Source organism: Bacillus cereus group sp. Bce019, assembly GCF_051781745.1.
Taxonomy (GTDB): Bacteria; Bacillota; Bacilli; order Bacillales; family Bacillaceae_G; genus Bacillus_A; species Bacillus_A cereus.
Genome location: NZ_JBPWJX010000004.1, coordinates 257,295 through 278,438, shown reverse-complemented (window position 1 = coordinate 278,438; position 21,144 = coordinate 257,295). Strand labels below are relative to the sequence as shown.

Genomic DNA, 21,144 nt, shown 5'->3' with positions numbered 1-21,144 from the left:
TTACTACATTACGTTCACAGATACTTCAATACCTGCAGATTCATTACCTTTCATGTCTACAGAAACTAGTTTAATTTTTACACCATTTCCTTTTGTCACATTTTTAATAGTATATGATTCTACTTCAGTGACACCTGTTGCATACTTCATACCATTTACGAAGATGTTAACCGTTGAGAGCTCCATATCATTCGGATTTGTCCAAGTAAGTAATACAGTTCCTTCTTGTGGATTTGTAGCTTTTAGGTTAGAAACATTAACTAGAGTCTTATTCGCTACTGGTTTCTTAGAAGTATTTAGTGCTTCTTTGTACAACCCTAATCCCATTGGTCGAAATTGTGTGGATGGTCGCTTCGTTAGTGGTGAAATTGCACTAACTGGGACACACTGATATACATCAAAAACCTTTTCTGGACAACTCTCTTGACGAATTCTTAATTCACTAGATCCCATATTAATTGAATTAAATCCTACAGAGTTCTTTAAATATCCTCTTACTCCTTCTTCTGGATGAATCAGATAAATAAATGAAGTTTGTACTTTATCCGAATAACGTGAAGGATTGAATTGATAATTATTAATTCGTTCCCATGCTCGTGGGTATTGTTTATTACCTACTTCAGATACACGCTTAGGAGGCATATCTTGTGCAGGTGCATTCCAAGACAAGTAATAACTTTGATAACGAGAACCTAATTTAGTACGACTCACCATTACAGAGTCAACACCATTAGATGGATTAGAAGGATATTTTTTCAGGACAGGCATAATTTGACGCCCACCTTTAATCTTAATATCATCAAAGTTATAAGCAGCAACGACATTTGTATCAGTACCTTTTGGAACAGTTCCTGCGAATAATGCGATAGCAGGATCACCTTCATCTATTGCTTCAATATCGCCAAAGTAAATCGGTACAATAGGTACGACATTATTTTCCCACATTGGTGTATTATCCGTTTGGATAATTAAGAAAAGACTATTACTGTCAATATGTCCTTTAATATTAATTTCCGAATCAACCCACCAATTTGTATGCATATAAGGGTAATCAATATTTTCAAGTAATGGTGAACGTAGAGATGACTCTACAATAGGCGACTGCATCACAACAGGATTCGCTTGTTTTACAAATTCTGAACCAGCACTTGTAGATTTAAAATCAATTTGTGTAACTTCAATATCTAAAGCCATTTGAAGTCGTTTTTCATCTGCACTAGAGCCCGTTCCCCATGGGGTAAATAATTTATCTCCCTCTTTTACATCTGGTAATTTTTCCAACATATAAAAATAAAGAGATGTATTTACTTTTCTTTTTTCAAATTCTTTGGCCATATAGTTAATAAGGGCCTCTTTTTCAGTAGCTGTTGATTTAAAAGCATTGTAATATGGAATCCCTTTATCATGAGCAGTAAACTCCTTCCAATCTGCAACTACAGCAAAACCAAACAAATCACCTCGTGCATTACGTAGAATAATATGATTGGCAACTGTAAATTTTTCATCATGCCTCCCTTCTAAAGGATGATCTGTAACATAATAAGACCCTGTTACAGCTTTTTTAAACTCTACTACTTTGGTCCAGCCGTGTTTAATCAGTAAATCCATAAAACCGTGTTGTAAGTTACCTTCACGAACCTTATAAGGGGAAAGTGCAGGTGTGCTATCAATATACGGCATTTCTACACCTCTCTTTCTATTAATTAAGGACGAGATTTTACCCGCCCTTATTCTGCAACTTAGTTATCGTTATGAGTAGGTAATAAGTTGCAACTAATTACTTAAATTCATTATAAGTAGTCTTTTTATTCTGTTAACAACACTCATGTCTAATTAATAATTTTAGCTTTTAGCTTTACATCCGAAGGTACACTACTTCCACAATACAGGGTATAACTCCACCTGCTCCCTTTATCTTGGCCATCATTCATTACTACTCTTAATTCCCCATCATCAGGTTTATAATAAAAACCAAATGGGCTTCCTTCTTTATCCATTTTACGTGAAGTATCATAAATCAATTCATTATTAACAAATACTCGCATTCTATCTGGTGCAGAGAAGAAATCATATTCCACATAGCAGATGCCCTCTTCACTTACAGCATGAATATATTCCCCATATCCCATGCCACCCTGTGCCGTTTGTCCGCATTTTAGTACATTTTTACCTGGTTTCTCACCTTCGCCTTCTGGCTTTCCACCCTCACCTTCTGGTTTTCCACCTTCACCTTCTGGTTTTCCGCCTTCGCCTTCTGGTTTTCCACCTTCACCTTCTGGTTTTCCGCCTCCGCCTTCTGGCTTTCCACCTTCGCCTTCTGGTTTTCCGCCTTCGCCTTCTGGTTTTCCGCCTCCGCCTTCTGGTTTTTCAGGGGGAATATTTTTTGAGATAAATTCAATATTCACTATTTTTTCGCAAACTCCAAAACCATAATCAACGATAAATTTAATTGAATATACTCCTGGTGAACTACTAGTAAAAGTGTAATTTCCTGTCTGCATGACTTTAGGAGGGGTTTGAACAAGTACACCTATATTAGAAGCTGAACTATTTTGTCCATGATCTAAATGAAGAACAATTGAATCTCCTACATGTGATTTTAAAGAAGGACCAGTAATGTTTAATTCACAAATAAATTCGCCAATAATAGTCCCCTCAGTTATACATTCTTGTCCATCGTTATACGTTACAATAAATGTAATTTTATATACGCCCTTATTAATAACTTTAAACGTTCCATTCCCAAGACTCTTTAAACCATTCTTATCATATTTCGTATCAATGCGTAGAATACCAGATTTATTTGTGTGTACAAGCGAGAATGTAACAACCTCTCCTACTACCTTATTAAATCGTGATGTAATTAAATTTAAACCACAGCTACTAATTGGGATGTCATTAATAATCTGTATTTTTGAAGGCCTTGAAATTGGTTCTAATACAGGAGTCTCTATTCTTTTAAAACAACCCGCATCTTTTAACATACCTATACCTGCCATTCTAAAATGGGTAGAAGGCCTTTTAGTAAAAGCTGAGTCCCCCTCTACAATCGTCACGTAATATTCATCATTATATTCTGATTTTTTGTTATCCTTGCCCGCATCATCAGAATCATGACCATCTTTTTCTGGAGGAATACTAGGAACCAAATTATCCCATTGAAAAGGAACCCTTAAATGCATTTCTTTTCCTAACCCTGTAATTACTTTTATCCAGACTTCATAAATGCCTTCTTTAGACATATTCATAAAGTCGTACATAGGTGTACCATCACCTAGGTCTTTTTGCGTAAAAGCAATTCCTTTAACTCTCCTTAATTCATGGTTAACTTCATCATCCTCTAAAGCTATTACTGCCCCAGCCTCTCCAATTTTATAGGGTTCCTCTATTAAAAGCTGATCTTTTTCTCTTAAAAATCTGATATATGCTGTTACTTCAACGATATCAGTATCTTTTAGGAAATAAACATCAAGATAAGATACACCATGCTTGTTAATATCTATAGTAAGTGGCCCATGAGAATGATATGTAATTACGTCATCTACGTCTTTAAAAATGTACCTCGATGGTAAATGCCTCCATCTAATTGAATGTATAATTGGTAGTGAATCAGTTCCTTTAAACCCTTTATTTTGCGGTACTGATAAATTAGGAACGGGAGTTAATGTCATATCAAAATCACCTCTACGCTTTTATAATTTCCACGGTAAAGCCTTGTAATTCTAAGTCTCTTTTAAAATATTCCATAAGATATAATTTATTAGATTTATTGATTGTTGGAGGGTTTTTTCCGCTCTTTGTAATTAATTTATGTGGAATCCCCTTAATCTCTCCTCTAAACCTTATTCCAGTTTGAACATTCAAAATATTATCCAAAGATTTTACAAGAGATTCATTATTACCGCTTACTCTGACTTTATGTTGAATATCACCTTCATTATCAATAAAGGCAAAATCTTCTCCTCTTTTTATCTTAAGAATCATTATATTTTACCTCCTACAGTTTTGGATCAATACCCATTTCTTTTAATTTATTAACTATAAAATCGTGTTTATCTTTAAAATTTCTAGCTAAAAATTGTCTATTAATGATATACATCATAAAGGCCTCAGCAAAATCTTCGGCCGGGCTAAAACATCCATAATCTGATACCGGAGCAAGTTTTCCATTATCTAACGCTGTACCCGGTGAGCTTTTCGTTAGTTCATTAAATGAACCATCAATATTCTCGATCCACCCACTAATATTTAACCATTCTTGCATTTCATGTAGTTTTTCACCTAATATGTCATATCCATAATTAGATAATGCATGACCCATCTCATGTACAGCTACTTCTGCGGCAACATAAGGTATATAATTATCATCAGTCATATCCGGTAAATAATATGCTTTATATTCTCCATCAACAACATGACTGCCAAAACCCAGGTTAGGTTTTATATAGTCATATGGGCGATGTGCCTTGGCAGCTGAAATATTATAAAGCAGCACCTGAGGTTCAAAGTTAACTAAAGAACGAAAAGAAGATAAAATATTTTCCTTTTTCCCATTACTATGCATGGCTGTAGCAAAACTATCCATTACCCAAGCTCCAACAAGACCCGTATCATCTTCGTTTTCAATAAATACATTATTAAAGTCAATCCAATCATATATAACACTTGGTACTTTCTTAATGAAAGGAAGCATTTTATCTAAAATATCGCCCTTTAAAAACCCCTCTGAACCTGGGAAAAATAAGACAGGTTTATTGAGTTTAGCCGACATAAATACTGAGGCTTTTTGCAATTCATTTAAACAAGGTAAATTTGCCTTTCCCCACTCGTTAAAATCTAGCCATTTATCTTGTAAACTATAACCTTCATCTTTAATATCTTTTAAAGTTTTCCATAAAAATTTATGAAAATCTTCAATTTTTATTTTAGAGTTATCCAAATGATATTGACTTTGAGGCTCCTGTAAATAATCTAACCAATCATTTCGCCCCTCCCAGAACGATTTGCTTAATTCCTTTCCAATACCATCTGTGCTGTTAACCAAATAATCTTGCGTAATAACAGAGGGATTCCAATAAGTATCATCTACTGCTTGTGCCTTTACTGATCCATCGCAATAATAAGAAAATTTATTACCTTTATCAGAATTGGAATTAGAATTATTGGTTGAATCTCCTAAATTCACATGAAGATTATTCAGTTTGCTTGTACTCTTAACAATTCCCCACTCTAATTTAGTAGATTCTTTAGGTACCTCAGGTTGATATTGAGATTCATTACATTCTTCACACCAATAAGGGAACACTAATTTCTCACCTTCAGAAACATTAATAACGGGCAAAAGTACGATATTAGGAATATACCCTAATACACCATCTTCAGGATGCATGACTGTTGCGCGAGATGTATGAATCTTATTACTATACCTAGATGCATGAAAATCGTATTGATAGTAACCATATCTTAAATAATTCCATGCTCTTGGGTACTTACGAGCATATTCTTCCTCTTTCTCGGTTCCTTGTGCATTTTTGACCAGTCTTAATTCTTCACGAGTAGGTGGCATTAGATTAGGTGGCACGTTCCAACGTAAAAAATGTTCTTGATAACGTGCTCCATATTTTGTTTTTTTGATCATAACGGAATCTACTCCGTTTGATGGATGGTTTACATAATTTCTTGTGATAGGTTGTAAAATTTCAGTTTTAGTCCCTATACTATCGAAGTCAAAAAATTCTCCTACTTGCCTACCTCCAAGCATAGCGATTGGTGTTTCATTTTTCGAAGATGTATTTTTAGATACTAGATTTCCAAAGAAAAAGGGAATTAAAGTCACCATATTATTTTCCCAGCTAGGAGCCGAATCTACTTTTAATGTGAAAAATGCACTTGTCTCATCAAATACACCTTTTAACTGAATTAAAGAGTCCCCCCACCAATTCGTATTAGTTCGATAATTTAATTTCCCTATGGAGGCAACTAAATCACCTGTATCTCCTTTTAATTGCATGGTAATAATCGGTGATTGTTTCATACTTTCATAGTATTCATCCTCACCGTAGTACTCTATATCCATGCTATCCCTAAATATATCCAAACCATGATTTTCACTCATGATAGTAACTGGGGCAAGTTCACCACTAGGTGATACATAATGCGTATATCCAGCATATGTGTCTAGTGTGTATGAATAAACAGTTGTATAGTCTACAGATTTTCTATAAAAATTAGAAATCCATTCTAAGAAACCTTCTTTTTCTCTAGGAATATCTTTAGTGTTAATTTTTACAGCCCCTGTTGACTGTGCGAATGCTAAATACTCATTATCCCACCTACGCATAATCATATGCCGAGTGATGCATAACATACCTTCTCGAGATTCAAAAGGGGTTAGATATCCCTCTTCTCCTTTTACAAATAACCCTTTTTCAAAAGTAATTTTATATAGATCTACTTTTGAAACTTGATTGTTAAAATTCTGCCACCAGTAATTACCTGATTTATCTTTAAATCTTCTAAATACTTTATCAAACATATCATCTAAAAAATTATCGTGTCTTAATGTTTCCTCTACCCAAGGCATTTATATCCACCTCTCTTATTTGTTGGGATTATCCCTTAAACATTGAAAGTTTATCCAAACATATTTCGATTGCCCACCTTTATTATCAAAGCGGAATGTAATTGGGGTACCTGCTTTTACTGTTTTCACAGCCATTAAATAAGCACCTTCTGGTAAATCCTTCGTATATATTTCATCAAATATGTAGTTATTTTTATGATCATCTCCAATAAACAAACTCCAATTATCAAAGGAATGATATCTAGACGCTCCTACAGCTACGGAAACCAGCTCAATATCAAAATCAGGGATAAATTGAATATCAAAGTGCCCTAAAGTACCTAGTACCTCTAAAATTTTCCCCTTTATATAAGGAACTGTTTTGGTAGGCATAAATGGATAATCTAAACGTCCACCACCCAATCTACCTACTCTATCTATTTCCCCTCCAACTACTACATTTGCTCCAAAACTCATGTAGGACCTCCTCTCTAAATTTCATCTGTTACCTTTGGTCCGAGTTCCACATTCACATCTACAGGAGACGATGGATTGTATCCATCAGACCAACCATCTGGAGAGATTTCAATTTCTTCATTAGATGCATATCCTATTTCTGCATAGTCTACATAATCTTCTACTATCACTTCTTCATAATTACTATATTTACCGTTATAAAAATCAGATGGATTTTCATATTTAGACGGTATAGAATCTTCTTCGATTTCTTCCTCACTCGAGCCCCATTCCGAGTCAAAATACGTAAGTTTAACCTTTTTAAAATTACCGTAATCATTTTCCCTTATAATCTTTGCAACAACTTCTTGGGATTTACCAAACCACTCTGTTCTTATAGAAACTTCTGTAATCATAATATTGTTGATGTACTCATAATCTTGAATTTCATCAGATACAGGTGGATTGAGCCCACGGACTAAAGAGATTTTATCTATTGCACCATTTCGATAAATAATTCTAATCTCATTAATTACATGATTAGCTATTGAATTTTCTGTTTCCCTTATGACTTCAAATGACTCTACTTGCCATTGAGAAGAATTCAATGTTGTTACACCATTGTCGTTATCATTATTGAATAGCGGACTAGTAAAATGGTGTCTTGTTCCCTTTCCTTGATTAACTTTTCTATTGATCATATCAAGTATTGGATATACATCATTTACGTTCATATGACTCTTTTGCGCCATTTTCCCACCTCGCTTTCCATAGCATTATAAGAAAAAACAAGGAGATTCCTAACGTTCTGTAGGAATCTCCTTGTTTTTTTAGCTATAATAATTCTCTTTGTCATGCCAAGTAAATTCTAGGAAATTTAACATCCCTTCCTTATTTCCAACAAGTCGGTTCCCTTTTATGACATAATACCCTGCATTAGAAGTATTACTATCATAAACATAACAACCATCTAATAACTCTATCATTGGATTTCCTTTAACAACGGCATTAAAAGTACGGGCTTGTCTTTTCATATCAAAAAATAATTTGTTCGAAATATCCTCTTTGGTTCCTCTTGCATTTGAACCAAATCGCTCATCAATCCAATCAGCAACAATCTTAGCCGTTCTCATATTACCCTTTGTAGATATAAGAAGATCTTTATCTACAAAATGCTCAATTTGCCCACCATTACCAACAATAATAAGATGATTACGTATACGAGAATGGTCAATAGAAGTGGAAAGAGAATATAAATTCTCACCATCTATAAATGACCATTTTGCCTCACTTGCATTAATTTTACGGATATTTTCCAATCTAAATGTTCCATAACGATCACAGTAGGAGCGATACATAATATCTCCAATCACTTCATGAACCGCATCAGATGCCCTTGTACCTTCTAAAAAATCTATCGCCTGTACATAAGGATTTTTATAACCTTGTGCATCTTGTACAGTTGCTATATCTTTTTCAACATATTGTTGACTTTTAGTATCCCAGACGATTGCCTTTTTCCCACCCCTATCAATATCAATATAATACGTTTCTTCAATGATTGCATCAGCATATCTCAAATCATCTTCATGGATTCTCCATCCAATCATTCCTGCCTCATTTACGATATTATGAATAATAGATGATTTAACCCACATGGTTACTGGTTGTTTTTCATCACCATGTATCTCATCTCTTCGAGGAAAAGTTAGGACCCTATCAAAAACATGTTCTTCTAACATATCGTACATATCTACACAATTAATAGTAATTGTTTTTTCATCAGAATTTTGCTCAATTTCTCCTCTTATACGTCCTGTAAAAACCCTTACTAGGTTTTCACCATAGCCTGCATAAATACGTACTGGGGTAGCTTCACTTAACACATGTCTGATTGCACCATTCTCATAATATGACATCTCTGCTTCTCTTAAATTTTCAGGGAAGATATTGGCTCGTTCATATGTAGGAGAATAAATACCATGTTTATTGTCTAAAGTAATTCTTGCAGTTGCGACTCTGGCGTCAAAATGGCTATTTATCTCCCACTGCAATACATCTTGGTCTACTGTAAAGGTTTTATCGTATACAAATGCCCCTGTATCAACCCATACATCACGTTTACGAGCCTTAATTCTTTCATCAACATATTGTGCGCCGTATTGAGTTTCAATTTCCACTACTTTAAAGCATTTTAGTCCAAATACAGCCTCACCACTTACATTATTTAAGGAGAAATCTAATATATGTGAATTGACTCCTTGTATATCACTTGCAACCCATTTTGCATAAACTGGAGGTTCATATGTAGGTTGTGTTGTATTGTTCTCTTTTGTATATCGTTTTACAATCATTCCGTCATATGTAACCGTTACAGAATCTCCTTCTTTAAGATCTGCATAGAAAGCATATTCATAAAATCCGTCTGAAGAGAAGTTATGTTTATATCCAAAATCTTCAACGGCTCCTTTGGCAATATTCTCATTAAAGCCTAAATACTTTTCACCTGTTGACCAAGCTGTAAAATGGGTTATGTTCTCTTGTCCGTGCCAATTTCCATCCAGATTTGCATCCCTATCAAAACACTTATTAAACTTAATATTTTGGGTAATGGTCATTTGGGGTGGTGGTTGACTAACACCACTTCCATTTCCTGTACTATTATCATCTCCACCACTTTCACCATTTCCGCCCGTGTTACCACCGCCATTATTATCTCCACCGCTTGGTGCTACTCCCAATTTTTGAGCACCTGTTAAAACAGGATATGGATCAATATGATTATTTCCACCATAAATCCATTCACCTTTCCAAATTTCAAAGTGTAAATGAGCACCATAAGATTGACCTGTATTCCCGGCTTTTCCTAAACGTGTTCCTGGATTAACTAAATCACCTTTTCGAACCTGTAAAGAATTATTTTGCATGTGGGCATAAACTGTCATATATCCATTACCATGTTGAATCATTACACAATTACCATAAGATGTACTTTTATAAGCTTTATGTACATATCCAGCCCAAGCCGCTACTACCCACATACCATTAATCTTACCTTGGGATGTATGTACAATATCAGTACCCTTATGCCCTGAACGTGCACCTCCGCCCTTATGTTTCATATGGTGTGAAGATACTTTCGCACCATTTCCAAATGAAATTCCTTCAACAGGAAAAGTAGCACCGGATAACGCATTAGAGCTTGCATTATGAACTTCTTTCCTTTGTTCCTCAATTGTATAAGTCTCAGCTTTCTCACAACCACAGTCTTCCTTCTTCGAAACATTTAGATTTGTAGAATGCTTTGGAAACAGATTTTTATTAATAATAGAACCAGATTCTTTACAATGCCATTTTTTTTGACTAGATTCACCAATAATTCTATCAAAATAGCTTTTCACAAGTTTTTTCCAGTTAGGTCCATCTGCTGACCATTTCCATTTTTTATACCCTTTATCTCCACCTTCATGGAAATAATCAACATCACTAGCATCCATATATCCATTAGAAATTTTTCCGTATCTGCTCCTCATTGCCTCGGAAAAACGTTTTGCAGCATACTTCGCTTGGGTATCTATACCTTTATATGCAGGCTTGCATGAACCCGGGCAACCATATCCTACTATATAACTTCCATTTTCAGGTTTCCCTTGTCCCAATGTCCCAAATCCTGTTTCATGTTTCGCTACAGCTAATAGAAAGAAATAAGCAACATTGGGACACTTATAATGTTTTACCCATTTATTTAAGGCACATTTAATATACTCAAATCTATCCCCTGACTCTCCACCTTTTGTAACAGAACTTGGCTCAGCACCTGCTACTGGTGTTGTTAAAGTCGCCTCTGCTGCCTGATGCACAATAGATGCTTCTCGAATTCTGTCCCAAACTTCAAACTTATTTTTCATTCCTGGTACATAGGCCATTTTGTCAAATTCAATAATAACCCTAGGTTCATGACCTAAAGCATTAACTTTTCTCATTACGTCATTTAACAACTGAGGCGCAGGAGTTCTATGATCAAATACGTTCGGCATACCTTATTCCCCCCTATCTAAATCTTTCTAGTGCCCATTCTGTAAATCTATGTAAATATACAATTGCTTCAGCTCTAGTTACACATACCTCAGGTTGAAAGGAATCATCTGCGTAAAGTGGAAATACATAACAACCATCATTAAATTTTTCATCTAATATATTTAAGACTGATTCGGCATACCATTTTCCTACAATCTTATCTTTATCTTTAATGTATCTCTCTGTTTGCTTAATTGTATTATTCACATATCCTCTATCTGTATATCGATTATAAATATTCATTCTAAAACGTTGTAACAAAGTAAAAAACTCTCCTCTATATATCGTTATATCAGGAAAGAATCTATCATTATAGAGTGCGCAACTTGACATAGGGACAACTTTTTCTCCCTGCCTATTTTTGATTTGAGCACCCTTTTGATAATTATAATTTACATAAATAGGAAATTGATTTAAATTATAAGATACATAAAGATATCCATTAATTATAGTAAAACAGTCTCGTTTAAATCCTAAGGTTCTTGTAAGCGCATCTTGTATGGATTCATCTTCATTTACATCTACATGTATTCTCTTTAACTTCTTGTTCATGCAAACTGCTATTTCATTTAAAGAGTAAGTGATATCAAATACGTAATTATTTGCTTTTTCTAACTTTTTTGCCGGATATGCTAATGAGCATCCGCTCATCAAAGGATAAATCTGACAGTTTTCAGGTGTATGATCTCCTTCATGCATTTCCACTACACCAGATAAAAGAATACTAACTTCTCTTCCATTGGTTAACGGGTAACCAATATGTATAAAATTATCCTCAAGTTTAGATGGAAGTGTAGGCACCCCATCAATATAAACAAACACCATTTCCCTAGAATCAGGTTTATATCCACTTACTTCAAACTTGGTTTGTCCCTCTGTTGAAGTAAAATTATGAACCTGACGTGACTTGCCACCAATAAATTGGTTATAGGTTTTTCCACTAAATAAGGTTTCTTCTTTTTTTGCATCAATAAACATATTATCTGTTTCTAATACTGCGCGATAAAACCAATCCTTTGGACCCACATCTAACCATCGCTTTGGCATTTTTAATACCCCCTCAATATCTTTTCGATGTATTTAAAAGTCCTTGTCATATAGGATGCCGTTTGAGCCCTTGTAATCCAAACTTCAGGTTGAAAATATTGTACAGGTGTTCCATCACTAGCATAAGTAGTGACAAGGCCCCTTTTTTGCATTTCATCTATATACGTTTGCGCCCAATGATTTTCAATATCTATAAAAGGATATTGATGACGATATTCGAAATCTTGTTTTCGAATTAACATAAGGTTTACAGTAATGATATATTTCGTCTCAAATTCTGCTGTTTTAATATCTAAATCACCATTAACAATCCCTAAATAAATCGTGCCTTTTTCATCATAGTATTTGTGTTCTGTACCAATAAACTGCAGCCAATCTGCAAATTCCTCTTTGCTCGCAAATAAAAATTGAATGGTAGTAGAATAATGAGAAGTCCCTTTCCCTACCAATCCTGCAGAAGATTGAATATTTTCGTTTATATGGGATTTTAATACTGGTGTTGGTGGCTTATAATCGCCAGTCATACGCCCCCTTACTTGTACAAAACGAATCCCGTTATCATAAAATAATTTACGTTTAAATACATCATCATTAGATTTACTTGGTTTTTGTTGTGCCATTTAATCACCCCTTAGTATTATAAGAAACCCCACCTAATAATTAGATGGGGTTTTGTAATTAGAATGTTGGATATCCCCAAGGGGCTGAATTTAACTGATTTCGTAGTGGTGTTGTTCTACCTTGTGCTAACCCTTTTCCTAAATTCATTCCAAGATTCGCTAACTGTTGACTAGAAGTTTGTCCAGTTACATTAGGTAAAGTAATATTGACATACATATCTCCTGATTGAACACTAAAGTTTGAATGTGTACCTTTACTTGTTAGATAATCATACTGAGACATAACCTGTACGCCTTCAGGAAGATTAAACGTTCCACCCATTTGTGCTCTTAACTCTTGGTGGATACCAATCTGTGCTTGTAAAGATTGCTTTGTCAATTCTCGAATATCTTTCATGATTTGTTCGTATTCAGATGAACCTTCTTCAAACTTACCACTATTTCGCTCTGCAATTCTTACCGCTAAGGTCTTATCTATAAGTGATTTACGATCTTGTAATTCTCTTACTCTTAGGTCACGTGCTAAGAAACTATCATCTCCTATACTTGGTCCAAAGTTCACACGTTCCTGCATGTACTTAATTTCCAAATCATCCATATTATTACCGAAATCATGTCTCCAAGCTGTAAGCCTTTGTATCCTTAAATTTTTAACTTCTAATTCAGCACTTGCGATTTGTTGACTCAATCCTTGAATAGTATCTTGTAACTGACCATCTGGATCTGCTAACTGTTGGGATTGCAGATTTGCCAGTTTACTTTTCATTTCTCCAATCATAGATTGGCTTGAAACAATTTGCGAATCAATATAAGTAGGGCTCTCTGTGTTCATGCTAATAGCATTTAATGTATCCTTATACTGTTTCTTAGCCTGAGCTCTAGAAAACCCTTTCTGAGTGTCGTTAACATAAAATTCTGTTTTAATACGTTGTGCTTCAATTTGTTTTTTCTTATATTCTAGATCAAAATCAGCTTTTAATTTCTTTTCTTTGTCCTTACTTCTTTCAACAGATTCTTTAATTTTTTTATAATCATCCGTCTCTATTCTTTCTTTAGTTTCTGGATCCTCAGTATATCTTTTTCCGTTTTTTTCTAAATATTCCAACTCAGCTTCTCGCTGTTGAGTAAAATTATGAAGCTCGTCCATCTCTTTTTTGTAAGCTTCGCGCTCTTGTTGAATTACTTGTAATCTAAGTTTCATATACTCTTTTGAGTCAGCTTTCACACCATCTAAAAGGGCGGTAATTAAGTTAAGTTCTCCCTTATTATTAGCAACTTTCTGGCTCTCTTGAATACGAGATTTTAAATCATCATAAGAAAAGGAATCATATTGACCCTCACCTAACATTTTATTTTCCCGGGCTTTACGAGCTTTTTCTGCATCATCCCTTCGCATATTCTGCTCTGATTCAGAGATGGCTGCTTTCGTATATTGATCTATAAACTCTTCTTTTTCCAATTGCTGCTTCTTAGCATACATTCCAGTTTGATTTAAATACGATTGTGTTAAATCTGTTAAAGATGCTTTTGAATAATTCCCATCTTGACCTTTAGATTTTGCATCATTTGCCCTTTTCTCATTCTCTTTTCCTAAAGCTTCATTCCAATCTGATGTTCCATATTCTTTCTTAATCCAATTCTCAAATCCCTCTTTAAATCCTCCTTTCCCGATAATAGGCCAATCCTTAATTACTCCTACCTCGTTAATACCTACATCAGGAGTTCCTGGTGAAAAAAGATTTGTAATTCCATTCCACGCTAGTCCAGCTCCCCTTAGAAAGCCACTCCAGCCTTCATCTTCCTCATATTTAACATATGCTTCAGCGGCACCTGCGGTTTGATTATGATAATCTCGTATTTTTGTTTGCTTGGGCGTTAACCCTAAGCTCTCAGCAGAATTTGATAAAACATCACCAACAGCGGTTGCAATAGCTAATTGTTTAGCAAATTTCCCTACGCTGCGTGCAAGTCCCATAATAGCCCCACCAGCTCCTCTTGTTCGCTGTGGGATAGTATCAAGAAAATCAAGAAAACCCTGCATTCTATTCTTTGATGCACCTTCAGCTTCATCAGCTACTTTTTTTACAGCACTCGATAAATCTCTATACGCAGTGGTACTTTGTCTTGTTTGTATAGTAGCCTTACGGTTATTAGCCTCATATTCATCGAGTGCCTTGTTAAGTCCATCCATATTATTTATTGATTTGCCTACACTTTGATAGTTTTGATCTAGATAGGTCTCAAATCCAATACGTTTTTGATCATCCATTTGAGCCAAACGACCAGCTGTTGATTTTTGATTCTCATTCATACTGTCAAAGTTAGTTCTATTTGATAAGGTATTGACTAAATGCTCTGAGAAATTTGTGGTAAAAACATCTGTTAATAATTTACTTTGGGTAAGGTTGCGAGCATTATAGGCTGAACGAGTATGTAATTCATCAGCTGTTAATTCTTTCTTTTCACCCTTATAATAGCCTTTAGATTCATCCATGATGCTAAGAAAATCGGACATATTTTCAGCTTTTCCACCATGATCTTTTACATATTCTTTTATCTCATTCTTTCTATCCTCTTTTAAATTCGCTAATTCTTCAAAATAACTTTTTAACGTATCATTTTTCATAGCCGCACGATAGAACTTTTTGTTATTTACTTGATTGCGTAAATCTTGGCTCTCCCCCAAAACATGATCATTTAAAAACCCTATCGCTCCGTCCACTTTACGATTTGTTAAAGATGTACCACCAAAGAATTTGTTTTCCATAGTAGCTTTCTTGTAATGCTCTTCATAATTACTCAATTGACCTAATCGTTTTACTCCATGAATAGCACCAAAACCTACCAAGGCATTACCTAAAATCGTAATTAACTGTGCAAATAGCCCTGCATGTTTCTCCATTCCCTGGGCTAAGTTTGTAATAATTTTTGCTAAAGTTTGTACCTCTGGATTTAGCGCATCTAATACTGATACTAATGCGTTATTAACAGATACCCCAGCTCGTTCCATTGTCACAGTAGGTGATTTCATTGTCACAGCCATCATTTCTTGAAGACGTGCAGGATCTTTTTTAAATTCATTAATTTCTTGCTTAATTTTCCAATACGATAAATCCTTACTGTTATTTATACCCTCTTTATGCATGGTCTCTAAAAAGGACATCAGTTTTGGTGGCTGATTTGCCCCACCTTCTCCATACAGAATGGATTTTACTTTATCTTCTCCAATATATTTATTTTTGCTTGCTTTCGCGGTGTCTGATAGGATATCAATGAAATTCCGACGTACTTTCATACCACTCTCATTTTTTTCAAATACCTTTACACCATAATTTTCTAATTGTTTAGAAACAGATGGTAAAGTAATACGCTCTGCAATCGTTTTTATGGCTGCACCTGCATTCTCCCCTGTTTCTCCTGAAGTTTGAATAGCTAAAGCATTTAATGTCACAGCATCTTCTGCATTCACTCCCACTGAATGGAGTGCTGTACCCGATTTTGACATAGCCTTCATAACATCTTCACTGTTCGCTTTAGTTTGACTCGTAGCAACAGCAAAAGAGTTAACTACTCCATCCAACTCCCAGACAGATAATTTAAACTGTGCCATAATTGTCTGTAATCCTGGAGCAATTGTTTCAACTAAGTCTGATTTGTTATCTAAGCGATAAACCTTAGAAGCTTGATCAACAAATTGTCGTGCAGATTGTTTATCTCCTGTTACATTTGATGCTATACCAGCTACCTTAGACATTCTTTCATAATCAATACCGTAAAGAGTGGATAAATCACGTACATTATTCATTAGATTTCCAGTATCATTATCTAATTTTAACCAATCTGTATTTCCATTTTTGTTTTTATATTCTGGTTTCAAAGAGAAGTTTTGTGTAATCTTTAACTGTTCTAACTGAGCAATTTTAAAGGTTTCCATTGCCTTAGATATTGCAGCCATCGGATCTAGCATTGAGCCCGAAGCAAGGCTCCTAACTTGTTTGGTAACCGCTCCAGCCATTCCAAACCCGTCAAAAGGATTGTCTTGTTTTGTGGATTTACTTGTACTAGAATCGCTATTATTTTTATTTGTATTACTATGATTTGATCCACTTGAGTTATTTAAAGTATTAGCACTATTTCCTGCAATAAAGCTTAACTGTCTATTACTATTCGCCTTTTGAGGGTTAGTATTAATTTCTAGAATTTCATTTCTTATATGTGCAAACTGCTTATCAACGGACTCCTTGATTTTTTTAATAATTTGCTTATTCAGCTTGTTAATTTCACTAGTTAAATATTGCGTAATATTAGAATGAGGTTCAAAGTCCACAGCTCTTACTGATTGTTTCATTGACATCATTATTTTATTTGTTCCTGCAGTTAATTTTTTATTAATTGTATTTTCCATACCCTCAAACTGCCTTTTTAAAGCATATCCTCTTAGAGATCCTCTATCCACAGAATGAAAAGTATGAGCTAACTCGGCTGGAGAAACACCTAAATCATTTGCAATATACCTTTGAAGTTGTTTAGATATATTTTTCATAGGTACTTCTACAGATTTGAGATCAATCTTTTGCAGCCCTCCTCGTATGCCTTTTATATAATTTTCTATTAAACTATCAATACGCTTAGCTGTTTTTATAATCTCGCTATCAATGCTATTCTCTTCGCTAATAACACCCTCGAAATCAAATTTTATAGAATCTTTTATTTTCCCTCTTACTTTTTTCGTTAATTCAGATAAATCTTTCGATGAAATTGTGAATGTCTGTCCTTCAATAGCAACCTCAGGGTTCAGTAAAATAGGTTTTAATTGATTTTTAATACTTACTAAAATTTGCTTAACCGTTCCCTTAGAAATATCTAATTTAAGTCCACTCAAGTTATCTGCATTTACTAAATCCCCCCCATTTTCGCGAATGGAATTTACTAATTGTTTAATTTGATTACTAATTAACTTAGAGATTTCTTTATTAATTTTATTAAATTCATCTTTTCCAACTGGTACTACGCTATTATTCATAGCAGAATCCATATTAATGTTTATATTTTTGATCATCTTTACAATCGTTTTATTTAACTCTTTATCTACTTTAAACATCAATTGTTGAACGGTTTCTTGTTTAATACTTAAAGGTGCTGTCCCAACTGAAGATAAAGTAATACCATTTGCCTGGACGATATTATTTAATTCTTGCTCAAGTTTTGCTCTAAGGTTACTTCCCGCTGCCTTAGATGTCTGAGCCGATAACGAAGATAAAGAGCTTTTCATAGTATCTATACGTTTTTCTATACTACCAAAACGATGATCTAGCTGTTCCAACTGTACTCCAAACTCTTTCATATTTTTTATTGACTTATCAAACTCTAGTGCAATAGTAGCACCAATATTTTGATTATTGACTGTCACTTATTTCACCTTCCTTTTACATAATAAAATCCCGCCCTATCCTCAAATAAAAAGGAAGGGCAGGATTATTTATTAGAGAATACCTGCTAACCACTCCATGTCATCAGCATTTGCAACCTCATATCCGTCAATTACTTCTTTTCCATCACTATGTTTTAGATTATCCTGTTCGGTAGCTTGAGCTGAACCGCCCCCAAATAACCCAGTGAAGGACATTGAATGTACCTTAACTGTAAACTCTATATGCTTATGGCATTTCTTTAAGTAATAGTTTAACTGAGGTAATGTCAAATCCCATATATCCTGTTTTTTCATCCCCAGGTAGTGACCTAAGTTAAAGAAAATTTCTGCCCAATCAACGTAGGCATTTTCGTCATATTCTTTTTCTTCTTCCTCAGAGTCTATAAAGACTTTTTTAAGCCATTAAGTCCAATCATAATATCTATAATTTCTTTAGCTGTTACAATATCAATATAATCCCCTAAATACTGAGCTGAAATTTCTTTATAATACGGTTTAAAGCCCATCAATAGGACCTCTAATAGTTCATCATAACTATCATTACCTGTTTCATCTGCAATTAAATTAGCAATAATGACACCTGTATCAATTGTATTCAACTTTTTCATTAAGTTTTTAGCATCTTTTAATCCTAAAGGAGGGATAGCATAGGTTTTTCCATCACGTAATGTTACCTTTTCATCCTCTTCGAAGAATACTTTTTCAATAAACTCTGATTCTTGCTTAGTTAACTTTACTTCCTCTTGTTTATTAGGTTCTTGCTGTTCAACCTTTTTCTCTGCTTCCTCTACAAGAGTAGGTTCCTCAATAGCTTCTTCTCTACTTGGAATTGCTAAATTACGTTCACTCATTTAATCTCCCCCTATATTACTCTATTACCCCTTAATAAATTTATAGAGGACGCAAGGAAGGGGATCACCTAAACGACCTCGTAACTAATATAAGAATTTATGTGTTAAATGTAACAACCTTATGAAAAAAGGTTTAAGTGATAGATATTTTTTATAATCCATTCTCACCCTTATCTAAAGTTTTAAAAATGAATCAATAAAAAAGAGGATACATTAGTATCCTCCTCTCTAATTAACAAACATCGCCATTTTTTTCAATTTGATAACGCTTAATAGAACCTAAACGACTGTCTGTACGTTCCCCATCAATAACTGTAAGTGTAATACTATGAGTCGCTGCTGTTTGTCGTGCTGTGTCTAATGTAAAATTAGATTTCACTCGGCAAGAATACAATTCAACTTGGAATCCTTGAATGCTACCATCCATTTGTTCAAAATGTCCATCATGAACAACAGATACTGTAAGAGGAAAATCACGAGAACCAATTGCCATTACATCTACAACTTCTGGTCGTTTGTAGTTCACATAAATTTGCTCTCCTTCAAGATAATCATTAAACTTAATCTCCCCTGTAGAAGGATCAATTGTATACTCACCTTTTGCAGGATTAGTTGTTACTTTCTTAAGTAATTTATTCTCTTTTACTAATCTTACAGATACATGCTCTGTCTTAGAAGAAGCTGAACCTAAAGATCCACCAAATAGAGGATTCTTAAGAGTCACTAGTCCACCTTTAACATCATGACGTTCTTCTAATACCCATACAAAACCATCAGGATCGATAGAAGATGACGCTACAGGATAATAAACTACTACAGTATCACCTTCAACCGCACCACCTTTTAGTGTTACTGCTGATCCATTTACTGTAATTGCTGATTCTGGTACAAATGAACCTGCAACTTGGTTGAAAATTTGTACTTTAGGTGCTCCGCTACCTGTTAATACTGGACTAGATAATTTAATAGAAACAGGTTCAGTATCACCAGCAATTGTTACTGTTTCATTTTTCAATTCATAGGCTAATCCGCTAACTCCTTCTCGAAGTTTTGCCCCTAACACAAGACGTACCATGTTTAAATCAAATTTTGCATCCTCTGCAGTAATATCAATTACCTTTTTACGTAGTAAAGTATCAATAGGTGCTGAAGAGTCTCCCCCTTCAATATCAACCATATCCAACTGCACATCAAGACGCATATTCGCCATGTGACCTAGTGTAATTAATTCATCACACCCTGGAATTTTAGCCATAAATTTACCTGCACCTTTAATAATCATTTTCTTATTTTTACTGTTAAACTTGTCAAATTGTGACATTAACTACACCCCTCAATTTCAAAAATAAATTCAAATCTAGTGAAATACTTATAAGAGTGTTCTATTTCACTTGCAACCTCTGCAAATCCTACATACTGACCCTTGAAAAATACTCCTTTAAATAACCGCAGAGATTGATTATCGAATAATTGATTTATTCTATCTGCAAGGTCTAATGCCAATTCCACACCATCATTTGTGTAAATATCGAAGTCAAATGTTACCACATGAATATTATTGTTTCGTTCCTTTTGAACAAATGAATTGTAAAATACAATTAAAGGAATTTGTTTATTTAGTGCCTCTTTAGGAGACATACGCTTTTGTATGTGCATATCATTTTCCATATCTACTGTAATATTATTAAGACCCATACATTTACGTATTACACTATCTTCTCTCAATGTCTTATATATGCAAGCATAAACATCAGTGATACGTGGAAAGAACAACTCATCAAACCCTCTTGTAAGTATTTGCAGTAACAATATAAGAAAATCACAATGAAAATTTAACATCACTTAGAATAAATTTAGTCAAACTCTATCTCACCCCATAATTACTCTTAACGAAATTGATTTTTAAACTTAGATTCTATTAAACACTCACGTACATTCTTAACTATTGAATTGACGTGATCAAAGATTTTCTTATTTATTCTTCAATTAACAAATTAGCAATTCTATTAAAAGAAGTATTTGTCATTTAACATAAAACATGTAAACGATTTATTTCTCTGAATTTGTTTATAAATTACACTAAATAATTAAATCCACTTT

At 34.3% G+C, this 21,144-nt stretch carries 14 protein-coding genes; all 14 read right to left on the bottom strand.

What is annotated here, in order from left to right:
• Positions 1-3: 3 nt before the first annotated feature.
• On the bottom strand, positions 4-1,680 hold the full coding sequence (locus ACS2QP_RS09725; protein ID WP_438882364.1) for a hypothetical protein: 1,677 nt from the start codon (positions 1,678-1,680) through the stop codon (positions 4-6).
• Between the two features lie 149 nt (positions 1,681-1,829).
• Positions 1,830-3,671, bottom strand: coding sequence for a hypothetical protein (locus ACS2QP_RS09720; RefSeq protein ID WP_438882363.1), 1,842 nt, complete (start codon positions 3,669-3,671; stop codon positions 1,830-1,832).
• 13 nt (positions 3,672-3,684) lie between these two features.
• On the bottom strand, positions 3,685-3,984 hold the full coding sequence (locus tag ACS2QP_RS09715; protein WP_000601025.1) for a hypothetical protein: 300 nt from the start codon (positions 3,982-3,984) through the stop codon (positions 3,685-3,687).
• A gap of 13 nt (positions 3,985-3,997) precedes the next feature.
• On the bottom strand, positions 3,998-6,583 hold the full coding sequence (locus ACS2QP_RS09710) for a hypothetical protein (RefSeq protein ID WP_438882362.1): 2,586 nt from the start codon (positions 6,581-6,583) through the stop codon (positions 3,998-4,000).
• A 15-nt stretch (positions 6,584-6,598) separates the two neighbouring features.
• Entirely contained in the window at positions 6,599-7,039 is a 441-nt protein-coding gene (locus tag ACS2QP_RS09705) for a hypothetical protein (RefSeq protein WP_000007797.1), read from the bottom strand.
• A 14-nt stretch (positions 7,040-7,053) separates the two neighbouring features.
• Positions 7,054-7,770, bottom strand: coding sequence for a hypothetical protein (locus ACS2QP_RS09700; RefSeq protein WP_097999158.1), 717 nt, complete (start codon positions 7,768-7,770; stop codon positions 7,054-7,056).
• Positions 7,771-7,848: 78 nt separating this feature from the next.
• Positions 7,849-11,055 (bottom strand): M23 family metallopeptidase, encoded by a 3,207-nt coding sequence (locus ACS2QP_RS09695; RefSeq protein WP_097997262.1) that lies wholly within the window; start codon positions 11,053-11,055, stop codon positions 7,849-7,851.
• A 13-nt stretch (positions 11,056-11,068) separates the two neighbouring features.
• Entirely contained in the window at positions 11,069-12,142 is a 1,074-nt protein-coding gene (locus tag ACS2QP_RS09690) for a hypothetical protein (RefSeq protein ID WP_001126627.1), read from the bottom strand.
• A 2-nt stretch (positions 12,143-12,144) separates the two neighbouring features.
• Positions 12,145-12,762, bottom strand: coding sequence for an S-layer homology domain-containing protein (locus ACS2QP_RS09685; RefSeq protein ID WP_097997260.1), 618 nt, complete (start codon positions 12,760-12,762; stop codon positions 12,145-12,147).
• A gap of 58 nt (positions 12,763-12,820) precedes the next feature.
• Positions 12,821-18,172, bottom strand: coding sequence for a phage tail tape measure protein (locus ACS2QP_RS09680; protein WP_149215453.1), 5,352 nt, complete (start codon positions 18,170-18,172; stop codon positions 12,821-12,823).
• Between the two features lie 72 nt (positions 18,173-18,244).
• A complete protein-coding gene (locus ACS2QP_RS09675; protein ID WP_238143102.1) occupies positions 18,245-18,463 on the bottom strand; it encodes a hypothetical protein in 219 nt (72 codons plus the stop codon).
• Positions 18,464-18,573: 110 nt separating this feature from the next.
• Positions 18,574-19,044, bottom strand: a complete 471-nt coding sequence (locus ACS2QP_RS09670) for a DNA polymerase III subunit gamma/tau (RefSeq protein ID WP_090976056.1) — start codon at positions 19,042-19,044, stop codon at positions 18,574-18,576.
• Between the two features lie 232 nt (positions 19,045-19,276).
• Positions 19,277-20,365: a hypothetical protein gene (locus ACS2QP_RS09665; protein WP_090976054.1), complete on the bottom strand. Its 1,089-nt coding sequence runs from the start codon at positions 20,363-20,365 to the stop codon at positions 19,277-19,279.
• Positions 20,365-20,769 (bottom strand): hypothetical protein, encoded by a 405-nt coding sequence (locus ACS2QP_RS09660; protein ID WP_326272236.1) that lies wholly within the window; start codon positions 20,767-20,769, stop codon positions 20,365-20,367. The genes ACS2QP_RS09665 and ACS2QP_RS09660 overlap by 1 nt, the downstream gene beginning before the upstream one ends.
• Between the last annotated feature and the right edge of the window lie 375 nt (positions 20,770-21,144).